We start from the raw sequence: 14,579 nt of genomic DNA on the forward strand, positions 1-14,579 counted from the left end.
TCGGTTCGGCAGCAGCTGCCAATCCGCGACTTCGGCAAGCTCCATGCCAAGGCGTTGGCGCAGGCGCAGCCGAAGTCGTCCAGGCGCACACGATCTCCTCGCTCACCATCGCCTCGGGACCCACGAAGACCCCCGCCACGAAGTAGCCCGAGGGCCGTCGTGGCGGGGGAGTGCTCAGAAGCCGCTGTCTCCCGGTCCTCGGTTGATGGTGTAGCCACCGGGGTTGTTCAGACCGCCGGAGGTGGCGCCGGTGACGGTGACGTAGTTGGCGGTCATGCTGCCGGTGACACTGGAGATGTCGATGCCGTAGGTCCCGGCGCCGTTGACGGACAGGTGGTCCAGAGTGAGGTTGCTGATCTGCTTCGCGTAGCTGAGCAGGACACCCTGGTAACTGGCGTTGCTGATGCTGTTGTTGTTGATGGTGACCGGTTGCGTCATGTCGTAGAGGTTCGCGTAGATCCACAGGGCGCCCATGGCCGAGCCCCAGTTGGTGTTGTAGGAGCCGGCCCGCAGCAAGGCGTTGCCGCTCACCGTGGTCGGGCCCGTGAAGCCCGCCCCGAAACGGGTGCTGACGGTGATGCCGGAGCCGAAGGCGACCGTGTCGGAGACCAGGTTGCCGGATACGGCGTTGTTGCCGCCGCCGTAGACGCCGATGCCGTTGGCCTGGATCGGGCTGCTGACGGTGTTGTTCGTCAGCGAGCAGCCGGTGACATTGCCGCCCTCGGTGTCGAGCGCGAGCTCGTCGTCGCCGGTGTTGCGCACCTCGGTCTGGTCGACTCGGGTGTTGCTACTACCGCCGTGGACGTGCAGGCCGTCGGCGAAGACGTCGCGGATGCGGTCACCGACGACGTAGAGGCCGTTGCCGGGTGCGGCCCAGAGACCGACCTTGGCGTGCTCGATCCACACGTCGTAGATCAGCGAGCCGGAGCCGAAGCTGCCCTCGATGCCCGCCGCGCCGGAGTCGTTGTTGCGTGAGGTCTGGTCGCCGGAGATGGTCAGGTCGGCGATCTGGCTGCTGCCGCCCGTGGCGAAGAGACCGCCCGCGCCGTTGACCGCGGTGGACTTGATCGTGGTGTACCAGGTGCCCGCGCCGCGCACGGCGATGTTGGCGAGGTTGATCCGGCCTGAGATGTCGTAGCTGCCGGCCGGGAACCAGAGGCCCTGGCCGGTGCCGGAGAGGGCGCTGAGCGCGCTGTTGATCGCGGCCGTGTCGTCGGCGCCGCTGTCGGGGGTGACGCCGTAGTTGGTGACCGATACGTAGCCGGCGCCGGGCATGGTGAACGCCGGGTCGACCTGCTCAGCGTCCAGCACGTCGATGGTGTAGGAGGAGGCGCTGTCGGCGGCGTCCTTCTGCAGTTTGAGCACGGTGCCGGCGGGCCAGTTGCCGATCAGGGCGCGGGTCTCGTCGTAGAAGTGGTGCGCCGGGCCGCTGCTGGGCGTGTGGGTGTCGTAGTAGCCGCCGCCGTAGAGCCAGGAGTACTGGGTCGTGAGGCTCAGGTCCTGGATCTTGGTGGCGCCAGCGTAGAGCGCCAGTGGTGCCGTGGCGGTCGAGCCGTCGGTGTTGGCGGGGATGGAGTAGCGCAGTACCACGGCGTTGGCCGGCTTGGTCAGGGTGAACTGCACGTACTGGCCGGTCGCGGTGAGTTGGACGGCCTGACGGCCGGTCGACTCGGCCTGCAGGCTGGGGTAGCTGGTGCTGTAGGGCAGCACGGTGCCGTTGGTCTGGGCCGAGGCCGCCGGGTACTCGGTGTAGGGCACGGTCGCGCCCTGGGCGGCGAGCGCCGTTCCGCCGCTGACTTGGAGGTTGTTCACAGCGAGATTGCCGGTGTCGCCGGAGTCGGTCTGCAGTGCGATCAGGTTGAGGCCGGTGCGCAGGGTGACGTTCTGTGCGGTGCTCAGCAGCCAGCCGCTGCCGGAGGGCAGGCTGAGCCGGGAGTTCTTGACACCATTCAGGTAGAGGGAGATCGTCTGCGCGGAGCCGGTGGAGTTGGCGTATCCGAAGGTCACCGGGTAGCTGCCGGCGGTCGGCACGTCGGCGGTGAAGTCGACGACGGAGCCGGTCGCGGTGAAGCCGGTCAGATAGCCGCTGCCGGTGTATCCGGTGAGGGTGGTGGCGAGGGCCGGTCCGCCGGTGGAGAAGGCGGTGGCGGCCTGGTAGACCAGCGCGGAGCCGCCGCCACCGGTGCTGGTAGGCGTGGGTGACGGGCTGCTGGACGTGGGGCTGCCGACACTGATGTTGTCGAGGTTGACGTTGCCGCTGTCGGCGGTGTCGTACTTGTAGGCGATGCTGTTGCCGCCTGCGGTGAGGGTGAGCGTGTCGGCCTTGGTGCCCCAGGTGTTCCAGTCGGCGGTGGCCGGGAGCTGGTCCTGCTGCGCCTTGACGCCGTTGACGTAGACCGAGAGCGTCATCGTCGAGCCGGTGCCGTTGGCATAACGGAGCGTCACGGGCGTGGCACCGGCGCCCGAGGCGGCCACCGTGAAGACGGTGTCGGCGCTGCCCTTGTTGCTGTCGGTGTAGCCGCCGACGAACCCCGTGCCTGTGTAGCCAGTGTGATCGGTCGCGACGACGGCGCCGCCGGAGAGTGCGGCGTTCTCCGCCTCGTACTGGCCCGGTGGGGGAGCGGCCACCGGGGCGAGGGTGGTGTTGTCGAGGTTGACGTTGCCGCTGTCGGTCGCGTCGAACGCGTAGGCGATGGTGTCGCTGCCGCTGGTGAGGCTCACCGTGGTTGCGACCGTGCCCCAGGTGTTCCAGTCGGCGGTGGCGGGCAGGGAGATCTGTCCGAGCTTGGTGCCGTTGACGTGGACGGAGAGCGTCATCGTCGCGCCTGTGCCGTTGGCGTAGCGCAGCGTCGAGGTGTAGCTGCCGGTGCTCGGCGCGCTGACGGTGAAGAGGGTGTCGGCGTTGCCTTTGTTGCTGTCGGTGTAGCCGCCGACGAAGCCGGTGCCGGTGTAACCGGTGTGATCGGTGGCGACGGCGGCACCGCCGGAGAGGGCTGCGTTCTCAGCCTCGTAGACCGTGGCCGCGGCGTGCGCGGCTGGGGCAGACCAGCCGACGGCGAGAGTCAGCAGCAGGGCGAGGACGGCGAGCACGGCGGCCGGAAGCACGCGGGCGTGCCGGTGCCCCAGGGGAGTGGCGGGCATGTCGCTCCAGGGTGGGAGAGGAGCCGGGTGAATGGACCGCACGGTAGCCCCGCCGGCAATTCCGCACAATGAAGAGCGCAGCAGTCGAAAGAATCGGCTGATGCGCTGTCAACTCCTCTGACATTCCTTGCGAACAATGCTGAGCTGCAGAATCCGGCACGTGGAGGGGAGGGTATCCGTACACGCCGTGAAATTCCCGCCTGAATTCCGTCGCTTCCTTGCTATGCCTTTTGCGTGCCCTTCGGGCGCCAGACCCCGGTGGATCCGCGCACTACCAGCTCCGGCTCGTGCAGCAGTTCCTTGGGCGTCGGGGCGTTGCCTTCGATCTGGTTGACGAGCAGCTGCACCGCCGCGCGGGCCATCGCCTCGATCGGCTGGCGCAGCGTGGTCAGCGGCGGATCGGTGTAGTTCATGAAGGCGGAGTCGTCGAAGCCGATGGCGGAGAAGTCCCGCGGCACCTCCAGCCCGGCCCGTCGGGCGGCCCGGATCGCGCCCAGCGCGAGGATGTCGCTGCCGCAGATAAGCCCCGTCGCGCCGGCCCGGATCAGGTCGCCGGCCGTGGCCTGGCCGCCCTCGAAGGAGAAGAGCGCGTGGCCGACAGAGTCGGCCGGGTTCATCCCGTGGCGGCGCGACAGCGCGGTGAAGGCGGCCGTCTTGCGTTGCGAGGGGATGTGCTCGGCCGGGCCGACCAGCAGGCCGATCCGGCGGTGGCCGAGCGCGTGCAGGTGGGCGAACGCCTGCTCCACCGCGACCGCGTCGTCGGTGGAGACCTGCGGAAAGCCGGCCCAGTCCACGGCCGCGTTGAGCAGGACGACAGGGACGCCGCGCTGCAGCAGGTTGCCGTGCTCCTCGAGGCTCAGGCCGCCGCAGAAGACCACGCCGGAGACCTGCTGGTCGAGCAGCATCGTCACGTACTCGGCCTCGGTGAGACCGCCGGCCGAGCGAGTGCAGAGCACAGGCGTGAAACCGAGCTGGACCAGCGCGCCGCCGACCATCTCCGCCAGCGCGGGGAAGATCGGGTTCTGTAGCTCGGGCAGCACCAGACCGACCAATCGGGCCCGCACGCCGCGCAGTTGGGTGGGCCGTTCGTAGCCGAGCACGTCCAGTGCGGTCAGCACCGCCTGGCGGGTGCTGTCGGAGACGCCCGGCTTGCCGTTGAGGACCCGGCTCACCGTCGCCTCGCTGACGCCGACCTTCCGGGCCACTTCCGCGAGTCTGCGAGTCATGCGGGCACTATGTCATATCTTTGCGTGAGATTGCGCTGGTGCGACATCAACTTTCTATTGGATGTCTACTTTTTGCGCATATAAGTTTCTCTATTGCATGCGATCTCGGTCGCCCGTAGCTTGTGCTGCACGCCGGGCCGAGACCGCCGCCCCAACTCGGGGACGCGGCCCTGACCTGCCTCTTCTTGTACCCAGCACGCCTTCAGCACGCCACCAGCACGGCCACCTCCGCATCATAACCTCACCTTCAGGGACCGAAGATGACCGGTAACAGAGCAGCCAGCAGAGCCCGCACCGCCGCAGCCGTCGCCCTCGCGACGGGCCTGGCTCTCACCGCCTCCGCGTGCGGCAGCTCCGGCAACTCCACCCAGGCCGGCACAAACGACGGCAAGGTCACCATCACCGTCGGCTGCGAGCCGCCCACCACCCAGGCGCAGCCGCGCGCCAACTGGCTCGCCGACGTCGCCGCCTTCGAGAAGCTCAACCCGAACATCACCGTCAAGGGCGACGACAGCAACCCCTGCGACGACCCGGCCACCTTCAACGCCAAGCTGGCCAGCGGCAAGATGGACGACGTCTTCTACACCTACTTCACCGACGGCGCCAACGTCGTCTCCTCCGGCCAGGCCGCCGACATCCAGCAGTACGCGAGCCAGATCCACGGCCTGTCCGACATCCAGCCGGCGCTGCTCGACATCTACCGTCAGGGCGGCGCCGACTCGGGGCACCTCTACGGCATCCCCAAGGGTAACTACAGCCTGGGGCTGGTCTATAGCAAGACCCTGTTCCAGAAGGCCGGGCTCGACCCCAACAAGCCGCCGACCACCTGGGACCAGGTCGAGGCCGACGCCATCGCCATCAGCAAGCTGGGCGGCGGCAACATCGGCTACGCCGACTACAGCGCGGCCAACACCGGCGGCTGGCACTTCACCGCCGAGCTCTACTCGCGCGGCGGCACCATGGTCGCCCCGGACGGCAAGTCCGCCAACTTCGACGACGCCAACGGCCTGGCAGTGCTGCAGTTCCTGCACAAGATGCGGTTCACTGACAACGTCATGGGAACCAAGCAGGGTCTGCAGTACAACGACCTGCTGCAGATGATGGCCTCCGGCAAGCTCGGCATGTACGTCGGCGACCCGGTCACCCTCACCACCATCCACGACCAGTACCACGTCTCTTACGACGACATGGCCGTCGGGCCGATGCCCGGCCAGCAGGCCACCCTGGTCGGCGGCGACGGCTACATGTTCAACAAGAAGGACACCCCGGCGCAGATCCGGGCCGGCATCGCGTTCGTCAACTACGAGTTCCTCACCTCCGGCCAGGGCCTGAACTTCGACTACGTTCGGAAGGCCACCCAGAAGGAGCCGGTCGGCCTGCCCGAGCCGGACCTGTGGACGGGAGCCAGCGCCTCCGCCGACGCGACCGCTATGGCCAAGTACGCCAACATCCCGACGCAGAACTTCGCTGCCTATGTCGCCGCGCTGCCGTCCATGAAGCTGCTCGTCGAGCCGCCGCAGGCGCAGGCCATCTACGCCCAGGGCGACAAGGCCATGAACACCGCGCTGACCGACCCCAACGCCGACCTGCAGAAGCTGCTGGACACCTTCAAGACGGCCACCAACGGCATCCTGGCCAACGCCCAGCAGTAGACCGGCTGCGCCCAGCAGTAAACCGGCTGCGACGTACGGACGAGACGAGAGCTCCCACCCATGGCGACGATGAACCTGACCCGCGCGGTGGCCCGCGAGCTGCGGGAGGGCGCGCCGACCCGGCGCGCCCCCCTGGGCCGCCGGCTGCGCCGGAACGCCACCGCCTACCTCTTCCTGGCGGGCGCGATCCTCTGCTTCGCGACGTTCTCCTGGTATCCCATGATCCGCGAAGTGATCATGAGCTTCCAGTACACCAACTTCGCGGGCGACACCAGGTGGGTGGGACTCCACAACTACCAACGCGTGCTGCACGACCCGGACTTCTGGGCCGCCTGGCGCACCACCGGCCTGTTCACACTGTTCGCGCTGCTGCTCGGCTACGCGGTGCCCTTCCTGCTCGCGGTCGTGATGAACGAACTGCGGCACGCCCGCTCCTACTTCCGGCTGCTGGTCTACCTCCCGGTCATGATGCCGCCGGTGGCCGCCGCCTTCCTGTGGAAGTGGTTCTACACCCCGGACGACTCAGGCCTGTTCAACGCCGTGCTGCACGCGCTCGGCCTGCCGAGCGTCCAGTGGCTGCAGTCCTCGCACGCGCTCGCCGTGCTCTGCCTGGTCCTCTTCTCGACCTGGATCAACATGGGCGGCACCGTGCTGGTCTACCTCGCCTCGCTGCAGAGCATTCCCGGCGAGCTCTACGAGGCCGCCGAGCTCGACGGGGCCGGACTGCTGCGCCGGGTCTGGCACGTGACGGTGCCGCAGACCCGGCTGATCCTCTCGATGATGCTGCTGCTCCAGATCGTCGGGACCATGCAGGTCTTCCTGGAGCCATACATCATCACCGGCTCCGCCAACGACACCACCTCGGTGGTCTACCTGATCTACCAGTACGCCTTCAACTACAACAGCTACGGCAGCGCCGCCGCCCTCGGCGTGCTGCTGCTGCTCGTCCTGATCGCCTTCGCGGGCGGCTACCTGTGGCTCAGCCGCCGCACCGAGGAGGAGTAGGCCCGATGTCCGCCTTCGACGCCCCGACTCGCACCCTGATCTCGCAGGCCCAACTCGCCCGCCCGATCGGGCGGACCGTCTACTGGACGGTCTTCTGGGTACTGGTCGCCCTCTTCGCGCTGGCCTTCCTCTTTCCGCTCTACTGGATGGTCAGCGGCGGCCTGAAGTCCCCGCAGGAGATCATCAGGACGCCGCCCTCCCTGGTGCCGGTCTCGCCGGCCGTCTCCAACTACGCGAGCGCCTGGCACGACCTGAACCTGGGCCGGCTGATCCTCAACACCACGCTCTACGCCCTCGGCGCGCTCGGCTTCCAACTGGTCTTCGACGTGGCTGCCGCGTACGCGCTCTCCAAACTGCGGCCGGTCTTCGGCAGCGCCGTGCTCTTCGCGATGCTGGCCACGCTGATGATCCCGACCACGGTCATCGTGCTGCCCGCGTATCTCACCGCCAACGACCTGCCGTTCCTGCACTGGAGTCTGCTGAACACACCGTGGGCGATCTGGCTGCCCTCGGTGGCCAACGCCTTCAACATCTTCCTGCTGAAACGGTTCTTCGACTCGATCCCCGCTGAACTGCTGGCCGCCGCCGCGATCGACGGGGCCGGCCCACTGCGCACGCTCTGGTCGGTCGTCCTGCCGATGTCCCGGCCGATCCTCGGCGTGGTCTCCATCTTCGCCGTCGTCGCGGTCTGGAAGGACTTCCTCTGGCCGCTGCTGGTGCTGACCGACACCTCCTCGCAGACCGTGAACGTCGGCATCAACCAACTGCACGTCGGCGTCCCCGAGAACGTCTTCGTCGCGGCGCTGGCCATCGCCAGCGTGCCGACCGTCGTCTTCTTCCTCTTCTTCCAGCGCAACATCATGGCCGGGCTCACCGCCGGCTCGATGAAGGGCTGACCTCAGAGGTCCCCTCTTAGCCTCCCGCCACCAGGAGCCGATCCCATGACCGCACCAAGCGCCGCCGGCCGGCGGCGCAGAACCGATCTGCCCGCACTCGCCGCACTGCTGCTCGCAGCACCGCTCGTGCTGCTCCCGGCCGGCACCGCCCGCGCCGCCGCCGACGAACCCGCCCGGCCCGAGGCCGGTGCCGCCGTCCCCTTCACCGAGCAGAACGCCGCCACCAGCCCGCACGCCCGCACCAACGGCAGCGTGCTCAAGCCCGACTACCACTACGGCACCCTTGCCGCCGAGGCCACCGGCCGTACCGCCGTGCAGTTGGTGGGCCAGGGCACGTACGTCAGCTTCACCCTCACCCGGCCCGCCGACGCGGTCGACTTCCACTACGCGATCCCCGACTCCCTCCACGGCGGCGGCATCAACGCGCCGCTCGACCTCTATGTCGACGGCAGGCACGAGACCGCGCTCCAGCTCACCTCGCAGTTCAGCTGGCTCTACGGCAACTACCCCTTCAGCAACAACCCCTGGGTGGGCAAGCCGGACGGGCAGGTCCCGCATGATTTCTACAACGACGTCCGCTACCGCTTCGGGCGCACCCTGCCCGCAGGCACAGTGGTGAAGCTCCAGGTCGACGCAGGCGACAACGCGCCCTGGTACGTCATCAACACCGCCGACTTCGAGCAGGTCGCCGCCCCGGCTGCGAAGCCGGTCGGTTTCCTCGACGCCACGGCGGCGCCCTATGCGGTGGACAACACCGGCGCCACCGACACGACCACCGCACTGCAGGCGGCCATCGACGCGGCGTCGGCGTCCGGCCAGGGCCTCTACCTCCCGCCGGGTACGTACACGCTGAACCGCCCCTTGAGCGTCGACAAGGTGACCATCGCCGGCGCGGGCGAGTGGTACACCGTGCTGACCGGTCACAACGTCTCCTTCGCCGGCAAGCAGAACCCGCCCAGCACCCACGTCGACATCTCCGGGCTGGCGATCTTCGGCAACGTCGGCGTCCGCGACGACAGCAACAGCGCCGACACCGGCTTCAACGGCGGCTTCAGCGACTCGCGGATCTCCCACATCTGGATCCAGAACGAGAAGGTCGGCGCTTGGATCATCGGCCCCAGCACCGGACTGACCCTGGATCACCTGCGGATCCAGGACACCACCGCCGATGGCGTCAACCTCAACGCCGCCGACGGGCCGGTCACCCACACGTCGATCACGCAGAACTTCCTGCGCAACACCGGCGACGACGGCCTGGCCTTGTGGTCCCAGAACTACGGCGACACCCAGGACGTGCTCAGCCACAACACCGTCGACTCGCCGGGCCTGGCCAACAACATCGGCGTCTACGGCTCCGGCGCGGACGACGTGATCAGCGACAACCTGCTCCAGGACACGGTCACCCGTGGCGGCGGAATCGGCATCGGGCAGCGCTTCGGCTCGGTCCCGATGAGCGGGCCTCTGCGCATCACCGGCAACACCCTGGTCCGCACCGGCCAGTGGGACCCGGGCTGGGACTACGGTGTCGGCGCGATCTGGTTCGACCCGCAGCAGGGTCCGATGACCGCGCCGACCGAGGTCCGCGACAACACCATCCTGGCCAGCCCTTACTCGGCATTCATGTTCCAGAACTCGAACGCTTATGTCGGTCCCGCCGTGACCACCCCGCCGAGCAGCGGAAACCCGGTCAGCAACGTGCGTATCGAGGACAACCGGGTGAGCAGCGTCGCCAGCTACGTGTTCCAGGACCAGGCCCCGGGCGAGGTGAACGTCTCCGGGACGCGGGCAAGCGGCGTCGGCTTGGCCGGCGTTTTCAGCTGCGGTGCGGGCTTCGCGCTCAAGGACGGCGGCGGTAACTCCGGCTGGCAGCACAGCACGGCCTGCGGGCTGCCTGAGCGTTCGCCGCTGTGGGCCTATCCCGGGACGACCACCTTCGAGGCCGCGACGGTCGGACAGAGCACGCCGGTGCAGAAGGTCGTCGTGATGAACACCGCAGCGCGGACCGCCGCGCTCGGCACGGCGACGGCGAGCCCCGGCTTCACCGCGGCACCCGACCCGGTCCACCCCTGCGGCCCCACCCTGGACGCCGCCGCACCGACCGACACGGCCTCCTGGTGCGTTCTCGATGTCACGTTCACCCCGGCAGCCGCCGGGATCACCCAGGGCACGCTCACCCTGCCCAGCGACCAGGGCGGCACGCCGACCACCATCCAGCTCGTCGGCAGCACCGACCCGCTCGGCGGCGACGGCGGGGTGGCCCCGCCCAGCAACCTGGCGCTGAGCGCCACACTGACCGCGAGCACCGCCCTGGCCGGCTTCCCCGCCTCCAACGCCAACGACGGCAACGACGGCTCGTATTGGGAGAGCCAGGACGGCACCGGATTCCCGCAGACGCTCACCGCCGACCTCGGCGCGACGCAGCAGGAACGGACGGTCACGCTCACCCTGCCGTCCAACTGGGGTGCCCGTACCCAGACGCTCGCCCTGCTCGGCTCGAACGACGGCAGCAGCTTCGCCACCCTCGTCCCTTCCGCCGACTACGTCTTCGACCCGACGAACGGCAACGTGGTCACCATCACCCTCCCGGCCGGGACGAGCGAGCGGTACCTACGGCTCGTCGCCACCGGCAACACCGGCTGGCAGGCGGCGCAGCTCTCCGAGTTCGAGATCTTCGACTAGCCGTCACCCCCGAACCGGTGTCTGGGACGCGCACCCTGACCGTGCGTCCCAGACACCCCATCCCCCATTCCGCGATGAGGAGCACCAGTCCATGGCAGTCCGTACACGTGGCACCGACCCGGCCGAGCACTGGTGGCGCACCGCCGTGATCTACCAGGTCTACGTCCGCTCGTTCGCGGACGCGAACGGCGACGGCGTCGGCGACCTGGCCGGGGTCCGCGCCAAGTTGCCCTATTTGGCCGGACTCGGCGTCGACGCGCTCTGGTTCAACCCCTGGTACGCCTCGCCCATGGCCGACGCCGGCTACGACGTCGCCGACTACCGCCGGATCGACCCGGCCTTCGGGGAACTCGCGGAGGCCGAAGCGCTGATAGCGGAGGCCCACGCACTGGGGCTGCGGATCATCGTCGACATCGTGCCCAACCACGTCTCCGACCGGCACGCCTGGTTCCAGGAGGCACTGGCGTCCGGGCCCGGTTCGGCCGCCCGCGAGCTCTTCTGGTTCCGCCCGGGAGGCGGGGCGGACGGCGAACTGCCGCCCAACGACTGGAACTCCGAGTTCGGCGGCCCCGCCTGGACCCGGGTACCCAACCCCGACAGCACACCCGGGGAGTGGTATCTGCACCTCTTCGCAGCCGAACAGCCGGACCTGAACTGGAACAACGCCAAGGTCCGCGAGGAACTGGAGTCGGTGCTGCGGTTCTGGTTCGACCGGGGCGTGGACGGCGTCCGGATCGACTCGGCGACCATGCCGGCCAAGGACCCGGCCCTGCCCTCCTTCGGGCCCGACTTCACCCAGACCTCGCCGCCGGTGCCGCACCCCTTCGTCGACCGCGACGAGGTGCACGAGATATACCGCTCCTGGCGAGTGGTGGCCGACTCCTACGCCGAGCCCAAGGCACTGATCGGCGAGGTCTGGCTGGCCGATCCGGAGCGTTTCGCTGCCTACCTGCGGCCCGACGAGATGCACGCCGCCTTCAACTTCGACTACCTCAACTGCCCCTGGGACGCCGACAGGCTTCGCGCGGTCGTCGACGAGACCCTGGCCGCGCACGCCCCGGTCGGCGCGCCCGCGACCTGGGTGCTCTCCAACCACGACGTCACCCGGCACGTCACCCGCTACGGCCGCGCCGACACCTCGATGGGACGCAGCCCGCAACAGCACGGCGCCCCTACCGACCTCGCCCTCGGCACCCGCAGGGGCCGCGCGGCGCTGCTGCTCAACCTGGCCCTGCCCGGCTCCTGCTACCTCTACCAGGGAGAGGAGCTCGGCCTGTGGGAGGTCAGCGACATCCCACCGGAGGCCCGGCAGGACCCGTTCTTCTTCCGCAGCGGCGGGGCGGACCTCGGGCGCGACGGCTGCCGGGTGCCGCTGCCGTGGTCGGGCCAGGCGTCGCCGTTCGGCTTCAGTCCAACCGGCGCGACGGCCGAGCCATGGCTGCCCCAGCCCGCGGCCTGGGCGACGCAGACCGCCGAGGCGCTGGACGGGCAGCCGGACTCGATCCTGCAGCTCTATCGCGCGGCGCTGGCCCTGCGACGGGAGCTGTCGTCCCTGCACAGCCGGGAGTTCGGCTGGGCGGGCGCGGCCGCGGGGGAGGTGCTGGACTTCCACCGGGGCGACGGCTTCCGGTGCCTGGTCAACCTCTCCGCGCAGGCGGTCCCGCTGCCGGAGGCTGCGGAGCTGCTGCTCGCCAGTGCCGATACGGCCGAGAGCGGGCGCGCGCTGCCCCCGGACACGACGGTCTGGCTGCGGGTCTGAGGAGAGCTCAGACCCGGGACAGTCGCGACACCGGCGCTGCCGCGTGCTCTGCCTGTTCCGCCTGTTCCACCTGCTCCGCGGCTTCTGCTGCGGTGCGGGTGGTGCCGGCGAGGGCCGGTCCGGTGGAGCCGCGCACCACTAGCTCCGGCTCGTGCAGCAATTCCTTGGGGGTAGGGGCGCTGCCGCTGATCTGGTTGACCAGCAGGGTGACCGCGGCGCGGGCCATCGCGTCGATCGGCTGGCGCAGGGTGGTCAGCGGCGGATCGGTGTAGTTCATGAAGGCGGAGTCGTCGTAGCCGACCACCGAGACGTCCCCCGGCACCGACAGTCCAGACCGCTTGGCCGCCCGGATCGCGCCGAGAGCCAGGATGTCGCTCCCGCAGATCAGAGCGGTCGCGCCGGCCCCGAGCAGATCGGCCGCGGCGGCCTGGCCGCCCTCGAAGGAGAAGAGCGCGTGGCCGATGCGGCCGCGCGGATCGGTTCCGGTGCGGAGGCAGAGGCGGACGAATGACTCTGCCTTGCGACGGGAGGGGGTATGGTCGGCGGGCCCGACGAGCAGACCGATCCGCCGGTGGCCCAGGGCCCACAGGTGGTTGAACGCTTGCTCGACCGCGGCCGCGTCGTCGGTGGAGACCTGCGGGAAGCCCAGCTTGCCGCCACGCAGTGGGTCGACCAGGAAGCGCTCCGGAATGGCGGCGTAGTCGACCGCCGCGTTCAGCAGCACCACGGGTACGCCCCGGCCGAGCAGCTGCTGGTACTCGTCCGCGCTGAGCCCACCGCAGAAGACCACTCCGGAGACTTGCTGGTCGAGCAGCATGGTCACGTACTCGGCCTCCGTAAGGCCGCCCGCGGTCCGGGTGCAGAGCACGGGCGTGAAGCCGAGCTGGACCAGCGCGCCGCCGACCCCTTCGGCGATCGCGGGGAAGATCGGGTTCTGCAGCTCCGGCACCACCAGTCCGACCAGGCGGGCCCGTACCCCGCGCAGTTGGGTGGGACGCTCGTACCCGAGCACGTCCAGGGCGGTGAGCACGGCCTGACGGGTGCTGTCGGAGACGCCGGGCTTGCCGTTGAGGACCCGGCTCACCGTCGCCTCGCTCACGCCGACTTTTCTGGCCACTTCTGCGAGTCTGCGAGTCATGCTCTGCATGATTGCGAATCATCATTAAGTTGCATAGCTCGAATTCTAAATTACATACATAAGTTGAGTATTTGCTTGACCTTTGCGCTCGACAACGCAAGAAGCCGAACTCGACTGTCCGCCGAGGTGCCTTCATCGTGGCTGTTCAGCCATGGCGGAGGATGCGAGATTCGAACTCTCTCGCCCCCTGACGTCCCCGGCCCCGCCCTCCGGCTCTGATCCGAGTCAGGCCCAGCCGGTCATGCCTCGTCGAAGCACAGGCAGAAGGGATGGCCGGCCGGGTCGAAGAGCACCCGGACGTTCTTCTGCGGCTGGTGCTTCGCCACAGTGGCGCCCAGGGCGACCGCCTCGGCGACCGCCGAGTCCAGATCGCCGACCTGGAAGTCGAAGTGCATCATTGGGCGCTGTTCCCCGTCGGCCGGAGGCCAGACCGGAGCCCGATAGCCTTCCGCCTGCTGGAACACGAAGAACGGCCCTTGTGGGGAGGCGGCGACGATAGCCGTTCCCGGCTCCTGGTGCCCGATGTGCCAACCCAGGAGTTCGGCGTAGAAATGTGCCAAGCCACTGGGGTCCGGCGCCTCGATCGTCGTTCCCCACCACATGCCACCCGTTCGTGATCTCATGCCGACAGCCTGCCTCATCGGCACGTTCTTGTCGTGGGCTTGACCGGGTAACTGTCGAGGGCCGCGTGGCGGATGCTGTGAGGCGCTCACGCAGCAGGCCCGTCAGCAGCCAGGGGGCGAGATAGTTCACGGGGGTCATCTCGGACAGCCCCTCGGTCGTGACCCGCTGGGAGAACGCGTGCCCCCCGCATTGTGGGGTCGCGGTCCTGGGCGGTGAACACGCCGTCATCCACCCGCAGTTGCCGGGAGTGTCCAGCAACGCCTGCCTCATCGACGGCCGACTCCTCCACCCCGGCGACGCGTTGGTCATCCCTTCCGGTCCCGCCGAAGTCCTGCTCGCCCCGGCGGGCGGGCGCTGGATGAAGATCAGTGGGGGCATCGACTGCCTCCACGAGGTCGCGCCCAACACCGCAGTGCCGATTCACCAGGCAGGCCCCTGCCGGCGGCGTTCATAGGCAGG

10 protein-coding genes are annotated in these 14,579 nt (G+C 68.9%); 6 read left to right on the forward strand and 4 right to left on the reverse strand.

Going from position 1 to position 14,579, the window contains the following annotated elements; translation table 11 throughout:
* Positions 1 to 174: 174 nt before the first annotated feature.
* Both ABIA33_RS07595 and ABIA33_RS07600 read right to left on the reverse strand, forming a co-directional pair.
* The gene (locus tag ABIA33_RS07595) at positions 175 to 3,141 is read right to left on the reverse strand and encodes a CBM35 domain-containing protein (protein WP_370078505.1); all 2,967 of its coding nucleotides are present in this window, start codon (positions 3,139 to 3,141) and stop codon (positions 175 to 177) included.
* Between the two features lie 221 nt (positions 3,142 to 3,362).
* Positions 3,363 to 4,367 carry a LacI family DNA-binding transcriptional regulator gene (locus tag ABIA33_RS07600; protein WP_370078507.1) on the reverse strand — a complete coding sequence of 335 codons (1,005 nt, stop codon included), beginning with the start codon at positions 4,365 to 4,367 and terminating at the stop codon, positions 3,363 to 3,365.
* Between the two features lie 260 nt (positions 4,368 to 4,627).
* On the opposite strand from ABIA33_RS07600, the gene ABIA33_RS07605 reads away from it, so the two are divergent.
* The 5 genes from ABIA33_RS07605 to ABIA33_RS07625 all read left to right on the forward strand — a co-directional run bounded on the left by ABIA33_RS07605 (position 4,628) and on the right by ABIA33_RS07625 (position 12,358).
* Positions 4,628 to 6,019 carry an ABC transporter substrate-binding protein gene (locus ABIA33_RS07605; protein WP_370078509.1) on the forward strand — a complete coding sequence of 464 codons (1,392 nt, stop codon included), beginning with the start codon at positions 4,628 to 4,630 and terminating at the stop codon, positions 6,017 to 6,019.
* Positions 6,020 to 6,079: 60 nt separating this feature from the next.
* Positions 6,080 to 7,024, forward strand: coding sequence for a carbohydrate ABC transporter permease (locus ABIA33_RS07610; protein WP_370078511.1), 945 nt, complete (start codon positions 6,080 to 6,082; stop codon positions 7,022 to 7,024).
* Positions 7,025 to 7,029: 5 nt separating this feature from the next.
* Positions 7,030 to 7,920 carry a carbohydrate ABC transporter permease gene (locus tag ABIA33_RS07615; RefSeq protein WP_370078513.1) on the forward strand — a complete coding sequence of 297 codons (891 nt, stop codon included), beginning with the start codon at positions 7,030 to 7,032 and terminating at the stop codon, positions 7,918 to 7,920.
* 45 nt (positions 7,921 to 7,965) lie between these two features.
* Positions 7,966 to 10,599, forward strand: a complete 2,634-nt coding sequence (locus ABIA33_RS07620) for a discoidin domain-containing protein (protein ID WP_370078515.1) — start codon at positions 7,966 to 7,968, stop codon at positions 10,597 to 10,599.
* A 91-nt stretch (positions 10,600 to 10,690) separates the two neighbouring features.
* Entirely contained in the window at positions 10,691 to 12,358 is a 1,668-nt protein-coding gene (locus tag ABIA33_RS07625; protein WP_370078517.1) for a glycoside hydrolase family 13 protein, read from the forward strand.
* 7 nt (positions 12,359 to 12,365) lie between these two features.
* On the opposite strand, the gene ABIA33_RS07630 is transcribed toward ABIA33_RS07625, so the two are convergent.
* Together ABIA33_RS07630 and ABIA33_RS07635 are read right to left on the reverse strand one after the other, a co-directional pair.
* The gene (locus ABIA33_RS07630; RefSeq protein ID WP_370078519.1) at positions 12,366 to 13,496 is read right to left on the reverse strand and encodes a LacI family DNA-binding transcriptional regulator; all 1,131 of its coding nucleotides are present in this window, start codon (positions 13,494 to 13,496) and stop codon (positions 12,366 to 12,368) included.
* Positions 13,497 to 13,735: 239 nt separating this feature from the next.
* The gene (locus tag ABIA33_RS07635; protein WP_370078521.1) at positions 13,736 to 14,119 is read right to left on the reverse strand and encodes a VOC family protein; all 384 of its coding nucleotides are present in this window, start codon (positions 14,117 to 14,119) and stop codon (positions 13,736 to 13,738) included.
* Between the two features lie 158 nt (positions 14,120 to 14,277).
* On the opposite strand from ABIA33_RS07635, the gene ABIA33_RS07640 reads away from it, so the two are divergent.
* Positions 14,278 to 14,574 (forward strand): hypothetical protein, encoded by a 297-nt coding sequence (locus ABIA33_RS07640; RefSeq protein WP_370078523.1) that lies wholly within the window; start codon positions 14,278 to 14,280, stop codon positions 14,572 to 14,574.
* Positions 14,575 to 14,579 lie beyond the last annotated feature (5 nt).

This window comes from Streptacidiphilus sp. MAP12-16, from assembly GCF_041262165.1.
In the GTDB taxonomy this organism is placed as follows: Bacteria; Actinomycetota; Actinomycetes; order Streptomycetales; family Streptomycetaceae; genus Streptacidiphilus.

Excerpts from the sequence above, each read along its gene's own strand:
- ABIA33_RS07620 (WP_370078515.1), top strand. The coding sequence starts at position 7,966 with ATGACCGCACCAAGCGCCGCCGGCCGGCGGCGCAGAACCGATCTGCCC.
- ABIA33_RS07635 (WP_370078521.1), bottom strand. The coding sequence starts at position 14,119 with ATGAGATCACGAACGGGTGGCATGTGGTGGGGAACGACGATCGAGGCG.
- ABIA33_RS07625 (WP_370078517.1), top strand. The coding sequence starts at position 10,691 with ATGGCAGTCCGTACACGTGGCACCGACCCGGCCGAGCACTGGTGGCGC.
- ABIA33_RS07595 (WP_370078505.1), bottom strand. The coding sequence starts at position 3,141 with ATGCCCGCCACTCCCCTGGGGCACCGGCACGCCCGCGTGCTTCCGGCC.
- ABIA33_RS07605 (WP_370078509.1), top strand. The coding sequence starts at position 4,628 with ATGACCGGTAACAGAGCAGCCAGCAGAGCCCGCACCGCCGCAGCCGTC.
- ABIA33_RS07630 (WP_370078519.1), bottom strand. The coding sequence starts at position 13,496 with ATGACTCGCAGACTCGCAGAAGTGGCCAGAAAAGTCGGCGTGAGCGAG.
- ABIA33_RS07615 (WP_370078513.1), top strand. The coding sequence starts at position 7,030 with ATGTCCGCCTTCGACGCCCCGACTCGCACCCTGATCTCGCAGGCCCAA.
- ABIA33_RS07610 (WP_370078511.1), top strand. The coding sequence starts at position 6,080 with ATGGCGACGATGAACCTGACCCGCGCGGTGGCCCGCGAGCTGCGGGAG.
- ABIA33_RS07600 (WP_370078507.1), bottom strand. The coding sequence starts at position 4,367 with ATGACTCGCAGACTCGCGGAAGTGGCCCGGAAGGTCGGCGTCAGCGAG.